This window comes from Pseudovibrio sp. JE062, from assembly GCF_000156235.1.
In the GTDB taxonomy this organism is placed as follows: Bacteria; Pseudomonadota; Alphaproteobacteria; order Rhizobiales; family Stappiaceae; genus Pseudovibrio.
The window spans coordinates 95,638-110,248 of the sequence record NZ_DS996815.1; the positions used below are offsets into that span (position 1 = coordinate 95,638).

Annotated in this window: 17 protein-coding genes; 8 read left to right on the forward strand and 9 right to left on the reverse strand. The window is 50.6% G+C overall.

Annotation, left to right across the window (positions count from 1 at the left end; translation table 11 throughout):
- Positions 1-3 precede the first annotated feature (3 nt).
- Both PJE062_RS22995 and PJE062_RS23000 read left to right on the forward strand, forming a co-directional pair.
- Positions 4-984 (forward strand): branched-chain amino acid ABC transporter permease, encoded by a 981-nt coding sequence (locus tag PJE062_RS22995; protein WP_008552374.1) that lies wholly within the window; start codon positions 4-6, stop codon positions 982-984.
- 82 nt (positions 985-1,066) lie between these two features.
- Positions 1,067-2,266, forward strand: a complete 1,200-nt coding sequence (locus tag PJE062_RS23000) for an ABC transporter substrate-binding protein (protein WP_008552403.1) — start codon at positions 1,067-1,069, stop codon at positions 2,264-2,266.
- 66 nt (positions 2,267-2,332) lie between these two features.
- Here PJE062_RS23000 and hemP read toward each other — a convergent pair whose 3' ends face one another.
- Positions 2,333-2,500, reverse strand: a complete 168-nt coding sequence (hemP, locus tag PJE062_RS26990; protein ID WP_014283935.1) for a hemin uptake protein HemP — start codon at positions 2,498-2,500, stop codon at positions 2,333-2,335.
- A gap of 299 nt (positions 2,501-2,799) precedes the next feature.
- On the opposite strand from hemP, the gene PJE062_RS23005 reads away from it, so the two are divergent.
- From PJE062_RS23005 to PJE062_RS25875, 5 genes are read left to right on the forward strand one after another with little or no spacing between them, the layout of a single operon-like run.
- Positions 2,800-3,243 (forward strand): hypothetical protein, encoded by a 444-nt coding sequence (locus tag PJE062_RS23005; protein WP_008552288.1) that lies wholly within the window; start codon positions 2,800-2,802, stop codon positions 3,241-3,243.
- A 51-nt stretch (positions 3,244-3,294) separates the two neighbouring features.
- A complete protein-coding gene (locus PJE062_RS23010; RefSeq protein ID WP_208982449.1) occupies positions 3,295-4,020 on the forward strand; it encodes a MotA/TolQ/ExbB proton channel family protein in 726 nt (241 codons plus the stop codon).
- The gene (locus PJE062_RS23015; RefSeq protein WP_008552420.1) at positions 4,010-4,393 is read left to right on the forward strand and encodes a biopolymer transporter ExbD; all 384 of its coding nucleotides are present in this window, start codon (positions 4,010-4,012) and stop codon (positions 4,391-4,393) included. Before PJE062_RS23010 ends, PJE062_RS23015 begins: the two co-directional genes overlap by 11 nt.
- 33 nt (positions 4,394-4,426) lie before the next feature.
- The gene (locus PJE062_RS23020) at positions 4,427-4,813 is read left to right on the forward strand and encodes a biopolymer transporter ExbD (protein WP_008552463.1); all 387 of its coding nucleotides are present in this window, start codon (positions 4,427-4,429) and stop codon (positions 4,811-4,813) included.
- The gene (locus PJE062_RS25875) at positions 4,810-6,096 is read left to right on the forward strand and encodes a TonB family protein (protein WP_008552417.1); all 1,287 of its coding nucleotides are present in this window, start codon (positions 4,810-4,812) and stop codon (positions 6,094-6,096) included. The genes PJE062_RS23020 and PJE062_RS25875 overlap by 4 nt, the downstream gene beginning before the upstream one ends.
- A gap of 53 nt (positions 6,097-6,149) precedes the next feature.
- Here the strand turns inward: PJE062_RS25875 and rirA are convergent, their stop codons facing one another.
- Entirely contained in the window at positions 6,150-6,620 is a 471-nt protein-coding gene (gene rirA, locus PJE062_RS23030) for an iron-responsive transcriptional regulator RirA (RefSeq protein ID WP_037038081.1), read from the reverse strand.
- Positions 6,621-6,906: 286 nt separating this feature from the next.
- Between rirA and PJE062_RS23035 the strand changes: the two genes are divergently transcribed.
- The gene (locus PJE062_RS23035) at positions 6,907-7,581 is read left to right on the forward strand and encodes a GntR family transcriptional regulator (RefSeq protein ID WP_008552300.1); all 675 of its coding nucleotides are present in this window, start codon (positions 6,907-6,909) and stop codon (positions 7,579-7,581) included.
- A gap of 79 nt (positions 7,582-7,660) precedes the next feature.
- Here PJE062_RS23035 and PJE062_RS23040 read toward each other — a convergent pair whose 3' ends face one another.
- From PJE062_RS23040 to PJE062_RS23070, 7 genes are all read right to left on the reverse strand, one after another.
- Positions 7,661-9,241 carry a BCCT family transporter gene (locus PJE062_RS23040; protein ID WP_008552453.1) on the reverse strand — a complete coding sequence of 527 codons (1,581 nt, stop codon included), beginning with the start codon at positions 9,239-9,241 and terminating at the stop codon, positions 7,661-7,663.
- A gap of 17 nt (positions 9,242-9,258) precedes the next feature.
- A complete protein-coding gene (locus tag PJE062_RS23045) occupies positions 9,259-10,401 on the reverse strand; it encodes a mandelate racemase/muconate lactonizing enzyme family protein (RefSeq protein WP_037038110.1) in 1,143 nt (380 codons plus the stop codon).
- A 54-nt stretch (positions 10,402-10,455) separates the two neighbouring features.
- On the reverse strand, positions 10,456-11,631 hold the full coding sequence (locus PJE062_RS23050) for a UxaA family hydrolase (protein ID WP_008552422.1): 1,176 nt from the start codon (positions 11,629-11,631) through the stop codon (positions 10,456-10,458).
- Positions 11,631-11,966 carry an SAF domain-containing protein gene (locus tag PJE062_RS23055; RefSeq protein WP_008552299.1) on the reverse strand — a complete coding sequence of 112 codons (336 nt, stop codon included), beginning with the start codon at positions 11,964-11,966 and terminating at the stop codon, positions 11,631-11,633. The genes PJE062_RS23050 and PJE062_RS23055 overlap by 1 nt, the downstream gene beginning before the upstream one ends.
- Positions 11,967-12,271: 305 nt before the next feature.
- A complete protein-coding gene (locus tag PJE062_RS23060) occupies positions 12,272-12,649 on the reverse strand; it encodes a nuclear transport factor 2 family protein (RefSeq protein ID WP_008552339.1) in 378 nt (125 codons plus the stop codon).
- 39 nt (positions 12,650-12,688) lie between these two features.
- Positions 12,689-13,630, reverse strand: coding sequence for a DMT family transporter (locus tag PJE062_RS23065; RefSeq protein WP_008552328.1), 942 nt, complete (start codon positions 13,628-13,630; stop codon positions 12,689-12,691).
- The gene (locus PJE062_RS23070; protein WP_208982450.1) at positions 13,630-14,607 is read right to left on the reverse strand and encodes a glutathione S-transferase family protein; all 978 of its coding nucleotides are present in this window, start codon (positions 14,605-14,607) and stop codon (positions 13,630-13,632) included. The genes PJE062_RS23065 and PJE062_RS23070 overlap by 1 nt, the downstream gene beginning before the upstream one ends.
- Positions 14,608-14,611 lie beyond the last annotated feature (4 nt).

Here is a 14,611-nt window from a genome sequence, read left to right on the forward strand (position 1 = left end):
ACCATGGAACTCATCGGTCTGCTTAACTACGCGGTGTTCATGGCGATCTTTATCGGCATTTACTCCCTTCTCGCTCTTGGTCTTAACATTCAGTGGGGCTTTTCAGGTCTCTTCAACGCCGGTATCGCTGGTTTCTTTGCGGTTGGTGCTTACACATCAGCACTGCTGACAGCACCAGAATCCTCCGTACACCTAGGTGGCTTCCAGTTACCTGTTGTAATCGGTTGGATCGGGGCGATGATCGCTGCTGGTGCGATCGCTTGGCCAATTGGCAAGGTGTGTTTGCGCTTCCGCTCCGACTATCTGGCAATCGCGACCATTGGTGTGGCTGAGATCATCCGTCTCGTCGTCAAGTCCGAAGGTTGGATGACCGGCGGTGCGCGTGGCGTCAACAAGATCCCACGTCCATTCGGTGATCTGTCTTATCTGTACTCGCAGCTGGCCTATCTCGCGCTGGTTCTGGCAATTGTTGCAGTTGTGTACTGGGCGATTGAACGCCAGATCTCTGCCCCTTGGGGCCGTATGATGCGCGGTATTCGCGACAATGAAGATGCCGCAACGGCGATGGGTAAGGATATCAAAGCCCGCCGTCTGGAAGCATTCATCTTCGGGGCTGCTGTGATGGGCCTTGGTGGTGCGCTCTTTGCTCACTTTAACCGTTCCATAACCCCAGAAGCCATCGATCCGATGATCGCCACATTCCTGATCTGGATTATGTTGATCCTCGGTGGCTCAGGAAACAACCGCGGTGCACTTCTCGGTGTTGCCGTTGTCTGGATCATCTGGTCTGCCTCTGAGTTTGTAACGGACCAGCTGCCAACCGAATACGCCATCAAGGCAAAGTATATGCGCGTATTCATCATTGGCTTGCTTCTGCAGTTGGTCCTTCGGTTCAGACCGGAAGGTATCTTGCCGGAACCTCAGGGAACTGCAGACAGACCAGAAGTCAAAACCTTTCAAAAACAAGAAAGTGCAGCGAAGTAACGCCAGCACTCATAGAAAATCAATTTTAACGCCCTGATCAATCCGGAAACCGTTTAAAACAGGGCTCTTTGGAGGTGAACTGATGCTTAAGAAAATCGCATTGGCAGCAGGCTTGTTCAGCGCTACTGCACTTGCATCCAACGCTGTTCAGGCTGATGTGAAAGTCGGTCTTCTGGGAGGTATTTCTGGCCCGATCGCAGCAATGGCTCCACCAATGCTGGACTCTGCGAAACTGGCTATTCAGCAGGTAAACGAGCAGGGCGGCATTCTGGGTGGCCAGAAGCTGGAAGCTGTTGTTGGTGATAGTGCATGTAACCCACAGAACGGTGTTGATGCAGCAACCAAACTCGTAAACATCGAGCAGGTAGCTGGCCTGATCGGCCCACACTGCTCCGGTTCTGTTCTGGCAGTTGCAAACTCCGTAACCGTTCCAGCTGGCATCACTCTGATCACACCATCCGGTACTTCCCCTGAAATCACAGGTCTGGAAGACAAAGGTCAGGTATTCCGTACTGTGCCGTCTGATGACTTCCAGGGGCGTTCTCTTGCACGTACTCTGCTGAACCTCGGCACCAAGAAAGTTGCTGTTGCATACCTGAACAACGACTACGGCAGCGGTCTGGCAAACGCATTCAAGGTTGAGTTTGAAGCAAACGGCGGCGAAATCGCTGGCTACGCAGCCCACGAAGAAGGTAAGGCGTCTTACCGTTCCAACCTTGCTGAGCTTTCCCGCGGTGGTGCTGATACACTCGTTATCTTCGACTACGGTGATGGCACTGGCCTGACCATTCTGCGTCAGGCGCTGGAAAACGGCTTCTTCACCAACTTCGTTGGCGGCGACGGCATGAAGTCCGACGCAATCATTCGCGAGCTAGGCGCTGAAAACCTGACAACCTTCATCGCGTCTTCTCCAGTCGGCGAGAAGTCCCACAGCCTTGAAATCTTCAACGAAGCTTACAAGTCCGTTGGTGGCAACCCAGATGCAATCTTCGTATCCAACTCATACGATGCTGCATTCCTGATGGCGTTGGCTCTGGAGAAAGCTGGTGGTGACGCTGCTAAGGTTTCCGAAGCGATGTCTGCAGTATCTAATGGTCAGGGCGAAGCAGTTCTTCCAGGCGAATGGAAGAAAGCAGTTGAGCTGATCGCTGCTGGTAAAGACATCGACTACAAAGGCGCATCTGGCGACCTGAACTTCGATAATGCTGGCGACGTTCCTGGCTCCTACGGCCTGTTCAAGGTCGAAGGCGACGCGTTCGCTCTGCAGCAGGCTCTGAACTAAGCCTCAGCACAGTCTAAAGGAAAGAGCCGGCCTCATCTCAGGCCGGCTTTTTTCATGGCCAATTGCTCACTTAGTGAGAATCAATTTGCCAAGTTTTGTGATCGACAATCGGTAGAGATCCTCGCGGTGGGAGATTGTGATCTCACGCTCATCTCCAAAGAGTGCCTTGCTATCTACAGTGCGCTCATGTGGCTGATTTTGAGAGCTTTCCTGAGTTTTTTCCATGTCAGTCATTCGCCTCAGCCTTTCCCCAATTTTGGCTAGAGTGGACAGTCGCGATACCCTCAAGAGCTAGGGGGGCTCTATCGCGTTTAATTCTTGACTTTCTTATTCATGTTTTATTACAAGTGCAATGCCTGCTCGTTAAATCCTGGAGATCGCGTCCTTCAGTATTCCGTCCTGGGGCAGGTTTAGTATCGATGCGCAAGCCAGCTGTTTCTCTCTCCCTCAACAGCCAGCCAGCCCACGATATCCTTGATATCTGCGACTGATTTGCATTTGCAACTAGGTTTGAATTTTTGGGTTGGGGTCCTATGAATAAGTTGGTTAAGCTGTTTTCTCTCGCTCTTGCTCCCTTGTGGATAACGCAGATAACTGCGGTTGAGGCAGCAAACACGACAAGCAATCCGGTGATCGCTCTCCAGTTGAACAAAGCTGAGACTACACAAAGCGGATGCCGTGTAAGCCTTCTTGTACGCAATCACCTGCAAGATGAGATCAAGCAACTGGCTCTGGATCTGGTAGTGTTTGATAGTACTGGCGGAATCTCCGATTTCCTCAGCATGAAAACAGGTCGCCTACCTTCCGGAAAAACACGCGTTCAGCAGTATGATCTTCCATCCAGCAGTTGTGCAGACATCTCTTCGCTGCTTATCAATGACGTCAGCCAGTGTGAGGGAGCTGAAAATGTCTCTCCAGCTAGATGCTTAGACTCATTGAATGTATCTTCTCGCGCTGCGATAGAACTAACACTCTGAACCGCTGCAGAACCGAACTAGAAAAACTACGAGAATTCCAGAATGAATGCCATGATTGAAAACCTAGGCCTGACCGCAGCAGTAAGTCCGTTTATGGATCTGCTCGCAAAAGGTGGCGTCGTCGTTGGATTGCTGCTGGTTATCAGTGTGCTTGCTCTGACAATTGTTTTCGCAAAGCTCTGGCAGTTCTGGGTGGCTGGTGTTGGTCGCCACCGCAAGGCAGAACAGGCCGTTGCTTTCTGGCGCGTTGGCAAGCGGGATCAAGCCTATAAGATCGTGGTGACAGATCGCTCTCCAGTATCAGATGTCCTGGCCCACGCTATGCGCGGTCTTATGAAGCCTCAGGTGCCTGAAGAGAAAGTGCGCGAAGACGTAGAGCGCGTCTGCTTTACGCATTTGGGAGATCTTCGCAGCTATTTACGCGCTTTGGACATGATCGCCCAAATCGCACCGCTACTCGGCTTGTTCGGTACTGTGCTGGGTATGATTGGTGCGTTCCAAGCTATGGCAGATGCTGGTTCTCAGGTTGATCCATCCACTTTGGCTGGTGGTATTTGGGTAGCGCTTCTGACGACTGCTGTCGGCCTTGCCGTTGCGATCCCGGCCTCTGTGATGTTGTCTCTCTTTGAAGGCCGCATTGAACGAGAGCAGGGTGCTATGGAGAAAATCGTCACTGAGCTCTTCACTGGGGCTGTGACATCAATTGCGACACAGACAGAAGAAGTAGAGCGTGTCGGCAAAGAGCCACGTTTTGAGGTGGTTCACGATGCGCCTTAGTGAGGCCCCGAAACGTAGCCGTGCTCCAGGTCTCACATCTCTTATTGATGTGATCTTCCTGCTCCTGATGTTCTTTATGCTCGCATCCACATTCTCGATTTATCAGAAGCTGGATGTGACATCTGGTGCCGAAGGCGTAGGCCAGATGGAACAGTCTCCTATCCTTCTGCAGGTTTTCGCAGAAGGACAGCTGTCGGTGAATGGTGATCGAGTAAAGGTTGAAGTGTTGATTGCAACACTTGAAGAAGCCGGCATTGAAAAGAACCGCCCTGTTGCGATTATTCCAGCCAAAGAATCCACTGTGCAGGATGTTGTGAGTGCGCTCGAGATGCTCAAAACAGCAGGCTGGTCTGCCACGATTGTCGGCAATTGAATTCAGAATATTGCGAAACAAGAAGTTTAAAGAATGCGTCTGAAGACAAAACCACAAAAGAGGACATTGGAGAACACGATCCCTTTGATCAATATCGTGTTTCTGATGCTCATTTTCTTCCTCTTTGCAGGTTCTATCGATAGGGACGATGCAAAAAACGTAAGCCCTGCAGAAACGCAGGAGCAATCCAGTCGTGAACTCATCGCCGGAGCGCTGATCATCGCGCCCGATGGAACGATGACCCAAAATGAGCAGCCAATTCAGGTTGAGGATCTGACCCCGCTTGAAGGCAGTGAAGAACCTCTGATGGTTGTCGCCGATAAAGCACTCTCCGGCCAAACGCTGGCAAGAACTCTCGCAGCACTTAAGAAGCAAGGCTTTTCTGATGTCACACTTGTCACTGTGAGGGCATCACAATGAAGCGTGGGATTAGGAGAAAAATTGGTGGTTCTGCTTTAACCACGGCCTTGCTGGTTTCAGTGAGCGTTCACGCAGCTGGCTTTGCATGGTTTTATGCGCGAGCTCCTGAAGTTCAGGTTGCTTCTACGCGATCAACGTCGCTTTCGGTTGTTGGTTCAATTGAGGATCTGATTGCTGGCACTAAAGAGGTCGTTGAACCGATCGAGCCAGATCAACCAGATGAGATCGAACCACGTGAGATCGAAACTGAAACACCCGTTGAGCAAGTCAACGAAGTTGAGCCTGTAGAGCCAATTGAGGTTGCTAAGGCAGAAATCACACCAGTCCAACCCGTGGAGCCGATTGTTCCTCAAGCTGTAAAGCCTGTGGTCGCGCCAGTTACAGAAGGCGTTACGATTAAGGCTGATGTTGAGCCACTCAAACCCAAGGAAGAGCTGGAACCTCTTGAGCGTCAGATTCAACCAGAGCAAATCCAGCCAGCTGAAGTTCAGGAAGTAAAGCCTCTCGAAGTCGCCAAGATCCAACCTCTTGAACAGCCAAAGCCAGTAGAGCAGGTAAAGGAAGTTGAGCCTGTAAAGCTGGAAGAGCTTGAAAAAGTTGTTCAGCCGGATGAGGTAAAACCATCCGAGCCAGAGAAGTTGGAAGAAGCTAAGCAGGAAGAGCTTGAAGAGCTAAAGCCAGTTGAAAAGAAACCTGCAGAACCAGTTGAAGACAAGAAAGAGCTTGAGGCAAAGCCTGTCGAAACCGAGGTTGCAGCAGTAACAGTTCCGGTTCCACGCGCGGCACCGCCACGCCCAAAGCAGCTGCAGAAAGCCAAACCCAAGAAAACTGCGAAAAAGGCTCCAACAAAAGCTAAGAAAGAGCCTGCCAAGAAAGCTGGTAATGCGGATGTCAACTCAGTTCGGGGTTCCAAAGTTGCCCGCAAAGGTTCCAACTCTGCAAAGAAGGGTAACAACATTGCCGGCTCCGGTGATAGTGCTGGTAATGCGGCGACAAGCAACTACTGGGGCAAGGTTCAGAAGAAGATCCAACGTGCAGCTGACCGAAGGTATCCACGTCGTGAGAAAAACCGGAAAAAGTCAGGTGTCGTGCGTGTGAGTTTTGTTGTTCATCGTGATGGTGCTGTGACAGGGATCAAGTTAACTCGTTCGAGCGGAAATAAGCGTTTTGATCAGGCTGCATTGAAAGCTGTGAAAGCAGCAGCTCCCTTCCCATCATTTCCATCTTCGATGAGAAACGGGACGGTATCCAGAACAGCTCCAATTGTGTTCAGAGCGCAATAACAAAAAAGGCAGCGAATTATCGCTGCCTGATCATCTCGTCTATGGGGTCGCGCTTACTCAGCTGCGGCCATATTTTTTGGCAGAAGTGGATCTTCAATCTGCAGCAGATGGCGAATGCTCGCGCGGTTATCTGCAAGGTCCGCAATCGTGCACTTGTCGAGCACACCAAGGAATGCTTCCAGCGCTTCATGCAGAACAGAGTTGAAGCCACAGTGGTTGACGAGCGGGCAGTCCTGACGGCCACTGTCAAAGCACTCAGCAAGAAGGAATGACTCTTCAGTTGCACGCACCACCTGTCCAACGCTGATCTGTTCAGCAGGACGTGGCAACACGATACCACCGTTGCGTCCCCGGATGGTTTTCATCAGGTCAGCATCAACGAGCACCTTCATGATTTTGAAAAGGTGGGTTTCCGACATAGAAAACGAAGCCGCGATCTCAGCAACTTTGCTTGGCTTGTCAGGATTTGCCGCACAATACATCAGGGCACGTACAGCATAGTTGGTTTGTTGAGTGAGTCTCATAGTATTAGCTATGCGTCTTCCGGCGTCTGTCGTCAATCAAAATATGCATCTCTAACTCAAGAATAAACCATTCCTAGTTTAGAGTCATTAAAAACTTTGCCGGAGCAGAAAAGAAACCCGACGCTGCCTTTTCGCAAATGCACGAGCAAAATATACCTAAATCGCGCAGCTCCTTCAATAATCACAAAGCAAATATCTGGAGTGCCAAACTCGTCATTTATTCAGCAAGCTAATGGTGATACAGCTCAATGCAGAGAGTGAACACGACGGACGTGATTGAGTTCCAATGAAGATTTCAAAACAAAGCCTTGAGGAGCAGGCCGCAGATTTTCTGAGGCAGCAGATTTTGGCAGGTCATTATGTCTCAGGCGATAAGCTTACGGAAAGTACGCTTGCCAAGGATTTGGAGCTTTCACGCACGACTGTTCGCATGGCGTTGAACACTCTCGCAAGTGAAGGCCTTGTCTCACAGAAGCCATACGCAGGTTGGAGCGTTACCACGCTCACCGATCATGATATCTGGGAAATCTACCATCTGCGTGTCGCTCTGGAGAGCCAGGCAGCGCAAATGGCAGCAGAAACGATCACGCCTGAAAAAGCTATCCGACTTCGTAAAGAACTGGATGTCTTTAAGGAGATCTGCCAGCAGGATGGCGTGTCCATCACCGAAGTCACATTCTACGATTTCGAGCTTCACAAGCTGATCATCGAACTCAGTGAAAGTGCGCGGCTCGCGCATATGTATAAGAGCGTGATCAACCAGCTCTCAATTTACATCCGCATCACGCACTTCGATTTCGATATCGAAGACAGCGCGAACACTCACATCGGTTTGGTAGAAGCGATCTGTGCGGGTGAACCGGATAAAGCCCGCAAGCTTGCGATTGAGAACATCAGCACCTTCACAGAAATGGGTCACAAGCTGAAACATGAACATACCAAGCAAATGGACGAAGACTGAACTCGTCTATTGGAATGTTTAGAGCAATAAAAAAAGGGCGGCCCGGAGGTCGCCCTTTTGCTTTGCCTGAGGAGGAAGCTTATTCCGCTGGAACAGCATCTGCTGTTTGGCGGGACTGCCGGAGAATATCTTCGCCACTTGTTAAAGCGAAGTCCTCGCGCATCCACTTGATAAATCCGTAAACCATATAGCCGATGATAAACATCAGTGGGATAGAGGTTACGATGGCACATGTTTTGATGGTGTTCAGTGGGGCATCAATGAACATCATCGCAAGTGGAACAGCAGCCAGCATCACACACCAGAACAGGCGCAGCATTGGAGATGGCTCTTCGTTTTCTTTCAGACCCTTTGTGGAAGTTGCAGCCATGGTGAATGCAGCAGAGTCCAGAGTGGTTGCCAGGAAGAGAACGGAAACCAATGCGAACAGAACGATGAAAATCGCGCTGAATGGCAGGGAGTTCATTACCTGAACGATCGCCTGGTTGCCTTCGCCGGAAGCCACGAGACCAGCAACATCAACAAGACCGTTCACGTTTGCAGACTGAGACAGACCGCCAAGGATACCAAAGAAGAAGAAGCAACCAGCACTACCGCTCAGCAGCATGTTCGTGATGACACCACGGATGCTACGTCCCTTGGAGATCTTGGTCACGAAGATAGATACGAATGGAGTGTAGGTAATCCAGTAGAGCCAGTAGAAGATGGTCCAACCTTCTGGGAAACCACCATTTTCAACCGGGTCGGTGTAAAGGCTCATACGCACGAAGTCCTGCAGCATGATGCCAAGCCCGTTCACGGTAGACTTCGCGATGAACATGGTTGGGCCGATCAGGAACACAGCAATACAGAAGCCAATTGCCAGGTACGTGTTCATGGAGCTGATACGCGCCATGCCCTTCTGAATACCCACGTAAGAGCTCAGAGAGAAGAACGCAGAGATTATCAGGATCAGAACCAGGTTCACGTTGAAGGTTGGCTCAATGCCGATCAGAGAAGACAGGATCTCGGAAACCATCGGCACGGACACACCAAGGGTGATGGAAAGTGCACCGAAGATGGTGAAGATGAAGATCACGTCAATCACGCGGCTGATTGCACGCCACAGTGGAGTGATCGGCTTGTTGCCACGGATAGCAGTACAAACAGCGGAAAGGCTGAGGCCGGGGTTCTTACGAACGTGGAAGTGGTAAGCCACTGGCAGGGATACGATGCAATACGCTGCCCAGGCACTGAAGCCCCAGTGGAACAGGTTGTATGCAGTACCCAGCTCATAAGCTGCTGTTGTACCTGTCTGAACACCCAGAGGAGGGGCGTTGAAGTAGTATGCCCATTCTGTGAATGCCCAGTAGACGGTCGCGGAACCCAAACCCGCACAGATCATCATGGAGACCCAGGCGAACGTGCTGTATTCTGGTTTGCCTTCGCCTAGACGGATGTTGCCGTACTTGCTCAGGCCAAGCGCAGCAAGAAAGATGACAGATCCAAACACAAGCACCAGCACTGGTGTGCCAAAGATCGTGTTGAATGTGCTGAATAGATAGTTGGCGATTTCGTTGCCCTTGTCAGGGAAGACGGTTAGGCCTGCAACAATTGCAACGACAAAGCTCAGACTTATCGAAAGTAGAAAGGTGTCTAATCTTTTCCCAGTGTTAGACATTTGTTTTTCCTCCATCTTCAAGCGTAGGCCGGTTGGGCGTTCACTTGATATTTTTTGATTAGGTCTTCGTTCAGCTCGATCCCAAGGCCTGGGCGATCAGGAACAACAAGCTGCCCCTCAGCGAAGACCACTGGCTCTTTGGCCAGCCCGTTACCCGCCACCAGCGGGCTATTGCTCTGGGAGTATTCCATCAGGTTTCCATGCTCACAGGAGGCAAGGAAATGCACAGAAGCGGCGAGCAAAATGTCTGTGCTGAACCCATGAGGAATGAGTTGGACACCGCGCATCTGCGCCATGTCATAAATCTTGCGCATCTCGGTGATGCCACCGCAGCGCGTGATGTCTGGTTGGATGATGTCTGGTTCACAGCGCTCTAGCATGTCGTGGAACTCACGGCATGTGGTCAGTGCTTCACCGCCTGCGATCTTTTGAGAAGCTTGACGTCCGAGCTTTACGTAACCACGCTCGTCATCCGCCATGACTGGTTCTTCAATCCAATGCAGGTTGAATGGTTCCAGGCGTTTGCACATCTGCAAAGCGTGAGAAGCTGTGCGCCATTTGGTAGCAAGGTCGATCTGCAACTCAATGTCCGGGCCAATAGCTTCGCGGACAACACGAACGATTTCGTAATCGACATCTGGATCATCGCCCAGAACACCGCCGCCAAACTTCAGGCTCTTGAAGCCCTTGGCCACCAGATCCTGCGCGATCTTGCGGTTGTCTTCTGGGTTATCTGCCGGGATGAAAGTGCCGTAAGCCGGAATACGGTCACGATACTTCGCTCCCAGCAGAATATGCAGTGGCACACCATAATGCTTGGCGGCGATGTCCCACAGTGCAATATCGATAGCGCTCATGGCATGAATGCCAGCACCGCGACGGCCAACATAGTTGCTGGACCAGTACATCTTGTTCCACAAACGGCTGATTTCTAGCGGATTTTCGCCAATCAGCAGGGATTTGAGACCTGTGCAGTACAAGTTGGACTGTGGTGCTTCAATGAGTGCTGCAATCACGGATGGCGAGCTGTCTGACTCCCCAAGCCCCACAAGACCCGTGTCTGTGTGGATGCGTACGATCAGTGCATCTTCGCCCCACTCGCAGTTTTGTGCGAGCAAAGGAATACGAAGATGGATGACCTCAACATCAGTGATCTTCATTTTGTTCTCCCTGATGCGCTGGCTCATTTTGCAAAGGCCTGCGCGTTGTTTTGATTATTCTGCGGGGATTGAAAGCAGCCGCTCGACGCGCTGATCTTTCTGAATGAGCGAGCAGTAGGCGTAGCCAAAGTCTTCAATGGCTGTCTTTTCGCCGTTGATCACGCCAGCAAGTATTTTCAGGATTTCTTCTGAGACATTCTCGAGGCTGTCTTCACCGCGCATGATGCCGGTTGCATCAATGTCGATGTCTTCATTGATCAGCTGACTATTACCACTCACGCGGATGACAGGAACGATTGGATTGTTAAAGCCAGCCCCACCTGTGGTCCAAAGGATCACCTGACAGCCAAGTGCTGCAAAGTGCATTGCTGAACCACCACAAAGCATTGTAGTTTCAGACAGGTACATGCCTGGCACCTCAGGCTTTTCCAGCTTCTTGGCATTGATGCGCAAGATGTCCTGAATTGGCTTGGAACCAGTTTTAGCAAGAGCGCCGAGGGATTTCTCTTCGATGGTTGTCAAACCGCCGATGCTGTTGCCAACACTCATGGTTTCAACCTGAGTGCCTTCCACATGCCAGCGCTTCTCTTCATCACTGATCAGCTGCTCAATCTTCTCAAAAACTTCTGGTGTCACTGCACGCTCTTTGAGAATGTGCTCACAACCCAGCAGTTCCAGAAGTTCACCGGCAACAGCAGAAGCACCCATGTCAATCAACTTGTCTGCAGCAAGACCAACGCTTGGGTTAGAAGCAATGCCAGAGCTCGTGTCTGAGCCACCGCACTTGATGCCGACGAACAACTTGCTGATCGGGGCATCCACCATCTCGGTTGCATTTGCGTGATCAACAATCGCAGCAATGCGCTTCACCCCTTCGCGAATGGTTGAAACGGTGCCGCTCTCTTTAATGCAAGTCAGGGTCTCCACTGGACGCCCGGTAGCGCGGATTGGCCCAGCCACCAGATCAGGAGCGATGCTGCCGCAACCCATGTTAATCACCAGCGCCCCGGCGATGTTTGGGTTGGTTGCTGCGTTGATCATGGTGCCAATCATCTCTTCGTTGCCACCATACATGCAGGTATTATAGTTGGTAACGACGACACTACCGGGCGTCTTCTCGGAGATTGCGCGGGCGATGCCCTCAGCGCATTCATCTGCTGCGATAATCATGATGAGGTTGCGGATGCCGACAGACCCATCTGCTCGCTGATAGCCTCTGAACGTCTGCATCAGTCCACCTCAATTCCCATTTGAGTGATGATTTCGTTGATCATCACCTCTGGAATATCCAGATTTAAGCTTCGAATATTTTGAACGTGAGCAAGTTGTCCTTGTGGGACAGGCTTGATTGCCTTGCCGACCGCGACGCCACCTTTAATCAGGTGATCCTCTGGTTTCATGGGGCGCAGCGCGACTTTATTGCCAAAGGGAATAGCTTGTAGAAGTTCCAGCTCTCCCAGGCTTTCGTTCTGTTCGGAGATCACCAGAACTGTCTCGCCCTTGCCGGCATCTTCCAGCAGGGTTGCAACATTGTCTGCAGCATTAAGGCGTAGTGCCTTTATCATAATGTACTCCGTCGATTGTCCTACAATCGACTATTGCATAAAATGCACTTTAAGTCTTGAGAAAAATCAATATTGTCTGACAATCTTGTCGCAGGTAGAGTGATTCCTATTAGATTCAATAGGTTAAAGCCCACAAGATTTCTCTGTTATCTTCGATTTTGAAGTCGTTTTGGTTTTGCTAGGTAAAAGAAAACACCCGCAGTTACGCAAAACCACGAGTGCCTCAAAGCAAAAAGCACGATGCAATAAGGCAAACCTTGCATCGTGCTTGCTACTGAAACTCAAAGGGGAGTGTGTAGATTCTCCTATAAAGGAGAGACATCCACATAGACTTGATAGTCAAAGATCAGAGCATCTTTCAGCTTCAAAACTGCTGAGAAGGGGATTTGAAGCGTGCTTTTGTCGTGCCGGATGTAATGCACCTCACCGGTGCATATGACTGTATCTTCAAAAGCCCAGCTGTCTTTAAGTGTATGAGACATCGCCGAGATCGACTTGAAGAACGCTGCATTCGCATCAACGACGGCTGCATACCCAACAATCTCATCGAAGTTGCCAAGCTGGAAGCGCACATCTGGTGATAGAAACGTTCCAACAGCGTCTGCATTCAATGAGTCGACAGCTTTATAGAGTTGCTCTGCAAAGTCTCGAGCGTTCAGGGGAGTTTCGCTAACAATAGTCATGGGGCGTCCTTTCCTTATATCTCAGGGAAGCGGGAGTTATCAGTTGTTTTGGGAGTTTGATCTGCGGAGCGATGGCAGTTGAAGATGCCCATTTGTTAAGGCAAGTCCGACAAACAGAACCGCAATGGCGACGAAGATGACTGGGCTGATTGGCTCTGCGAACACCAGAGCAGCAACAAGAACGCCGGATATGGTTGCGAAGTAACCGACCTGGCTGAAGCCGACACTGTCTGTCCTATCTTGAATGAAGAAAGTCAGCGCATAGCTGCCAGCAGTGAGTAAACCGATGCCAAACACAATCCACCAAACAGCGGCCATAGGTCCGGCAGCCGCGGCAGGATCATCAATCAAAAGCAAAGGTGGCAACAGCAACAGCACTTGGGAGAACATGGTGCCACTGGCAACACCAATAGATGTGGTATCTCGCGGATAGGCCCTGTTGCGATAGATGTTTGCAATCGCCAGGGACAAAGGCATTGCAGCGCCAAACAGGATCCATATCGGATCGAACTGTCCTTCCTGTATGCTGCTAAAAGTCACGAGGCTAATACCAGCAAGCCCAATAGTGATGCCTAACAGACGTTGGGGGGCGATCAGTTTTCGCTCTACCAGAGATGTCAGACCGGCAGTGATCAAAGGTGACAAAGTAACCAGAACAGTCAGCAACCAGGCAGGAATGTACTTCAACACCCAATAAGCTATCAGCGTTGGCACTGTGATCCCGAGGAAGCCATTTAGGATGTAGTACTTAATGTGATCGCCCCTAAACGACAGCTGCTCTCGCTTCAGTCTGAGAAGAAGATATAGAAACAAGCCTGCCAACAGAAGTTGCGCCAATGTTGCGCTCAAGGCAGTTACGCCCGCCTGGGTGACAAGCTTCGCACTGGCATAGTTCACGCCTACCAACGCACCGATCAGGATGATGTAACCAGTTGGATTTTTATGTTTATCAGACCGTGAGGTAATCGCTCTACTGCTCATCAAGCCGCTCCTTTCTGATAGACACCGACATGTTCACGACCATGAGGTTTACTTAGGTCGACTTGTGGGCCTATCGAAATGATGCCGTTGGGATTCAAATGAAGGTGGCTGCGGAAGTAGTGCTCTCGCATGCGTTGGAAGTTCACCGTCCCTGCAATGCCTGGGATCTGGTAAAGCTCTCGCAGATAGGGACTGAGATTGGCGAAATCTGAAAGGCGCTTCAGGTCAGTTTTGAAATGAGTGACATACACTGCATCAAAGCGAATGAGCGTGACAAACAGCTTCCAGTCGACCTCGGTCAAACTGCCGCCGAGCAAGTATCTCTGTCGTTCCAAGCGCTGATCAAGAACATCAAGCGCATCAAACAGATCACGAACGGCTTCGTCATAAACTGCTTGAGTAGAGGCAAAGCCCGCCTTGTAAACTCCTGAATTCACATGCTCTTGGATGTAATCGGCAAGCTGATCAATTTGGCCTGCCAGCTCAGAAGGATAAAAGTCAACAGATGAGCCTGCGAAAGCACCAAAGGATCTGTTCAACATCCGCATGATGTCAGCAGAGTTATTGCTGACAATCTGGCCCGTTTTTTTGTCAATCAGAAGCGGAACGCTGATGGGACCAGTGTAGTTTGGGTTAGCCCGTAAATAGGCTTCATAAAGAAATGTCTCCTTTGGAACTCCGGTGGTTTCATCAAACAAAGCCGGTTCAATCCGCCAGCCTTCATCACCCCGGAACGGATGCATCTCGCTGACAGATATAACATTTTCCAGTCCCATCAGAGCACGTATCACCATCACACGATGACACCAAGGGCACGCGTGAGAGGTGTAAAGATGATAGCGGTTTGCCTCTGCGGGAAATGGCGCTGTGCTTTCAGCTTCAATCCAATTGCGGATATCGCTGCTGAGCTGATGGTGTTGTCCATCACTGCTCTTGGGTTTCTCCTGCAACTGCCCATCAATGAGCATCATAGTCATAACT

What these genes read in the sequence shown, in the direction of transcription:
- PJE062_RS22995 (WP_008552374.1), top strand. Translation starts at nt 4, where the DNA reads ATGGAACTCATCGGTCTGCTTAACTACGCGGTGTTCATGGCGATCTTT.
- PJE062_RS23000 (WP_008552403.1), top strand. Translation starts at nt 1,067, where the DNA reads ATGCTTAAGAAAATCGCATTGGCAGCAGGCTTGTTCAGCGCTACTGCA.
- hemP (WP_014283935.1), bottom strand. Translation starts at nt 2,500, where the DNA reads ATGACTGACATGGAAAAAACTCAGGAAAGCTCTCAAAATCAGCCACAT.
- PJE062_RS23005 (WP_008552288.1), top strand. Translation starts at nt 2,800, where the DNA reads ATGAATAAGTTGGTTAAGCTGTTTTCTCTCGCTCTTGCTCCCTTGTGG.
- PJE062_RS23010 (WP_208982449.1), top strand. Translation starts at nt 3,295, where the DNA reads ATGATTGAAAACCTAGGCCTGACCGCAGCAGTAAGTCCGTTTATGGAT.
- PJE062_RS23015 (WP_008552420.1), top strand. Translation starts at nt 4,010, where the DNA reads ATGCGCCTTAGTGAGGCCCCGAAACGTAGCCGTGCTCCAGGTCTCACA.
- PJE062_RS23020 (WP_008552463.1), top strand. Translation starts at nt 4,427, where the DNA reads ATGCGTCTGAAGACAAAACCACAAAAGAGGACATTGGAGAACACGATC.
- PJE062_RS25875 (WP_008552417.1), top strand. Translation starts at nt 4,810, where the DNA reads ATGAAGCGTGGGATTAGGAGAAAAATTGGTGGTTCTGCTTTAACCACG.
- rirA (WP_037038081.1), bottom strand. Translation starts at nt 6,620, where the DNA reads ATGAGACTCACTCAACAAACCAACTATGCTGTACGTGCCCTGATGTAT.
- PJE062_RS23035 (WP_008552300.1), top strand. Translation starts at nt 6,907, where the DNA reads ATGAAGATTTCAAAACAAAGCCTTGAGGAGCAGGCCGCAGATTTTCTG.
- PJE062_RS23040 (WP_008552453.1), bottom strand. Translation starts at nt 9,241, where the DNA reads ATGTCTAACACTGGGAAAAGATTAGACACCTTTCTACTTTCGATAAGT.
- PJE062_RS23045 (WP_037038110.1), bottom strand. Translation starts at nt 10,401, where the DNA reads ATGAAGATCACTGATGTTGAGGTCATCCATCTTCGTATTCCTTTGCTC.
- PJE062_RS23050 (WP_008552422.1), bottom strand. Translation starts at nt 11,631, where the DNA reads ATGCAGACGTTCAGAGGCTATCAGCGAGCAGATGGGTCTGTCGGCATC.
- PJE062_RS23055 (WP_008552299.1), bottom strand. Translation starts at nt 11,966, where the DNA reads ATGATAAAGGCACTACGCCTTAATGCTGCAGACAATGTTGCAACCCTG.
- PJE062_RS23060 (WP_008552339.1), bottom strand. Translation starts at nt 12,649, where the DNA reads ATGACTATTGTTAGCGAAACTCCCCTGAACGCTCGAGACTTTGCAGAG.
- PJE062_RS23065 (WP_008552328.1), bottom strand. Translation starts at nt 13,630, where the DNA reads ATGAGCAGTAGAGCGATTACCTCACGGTCTGATAAACATAAAAATCCA.
- PJE062_RS23070 (WP_208982450.1), bottom strand. Translation starts at nt 14,607, where the DNA reads ATGACTATGATGCTCATTGATGGGCAGTTGCAGGAGAAACCCAAGAGC.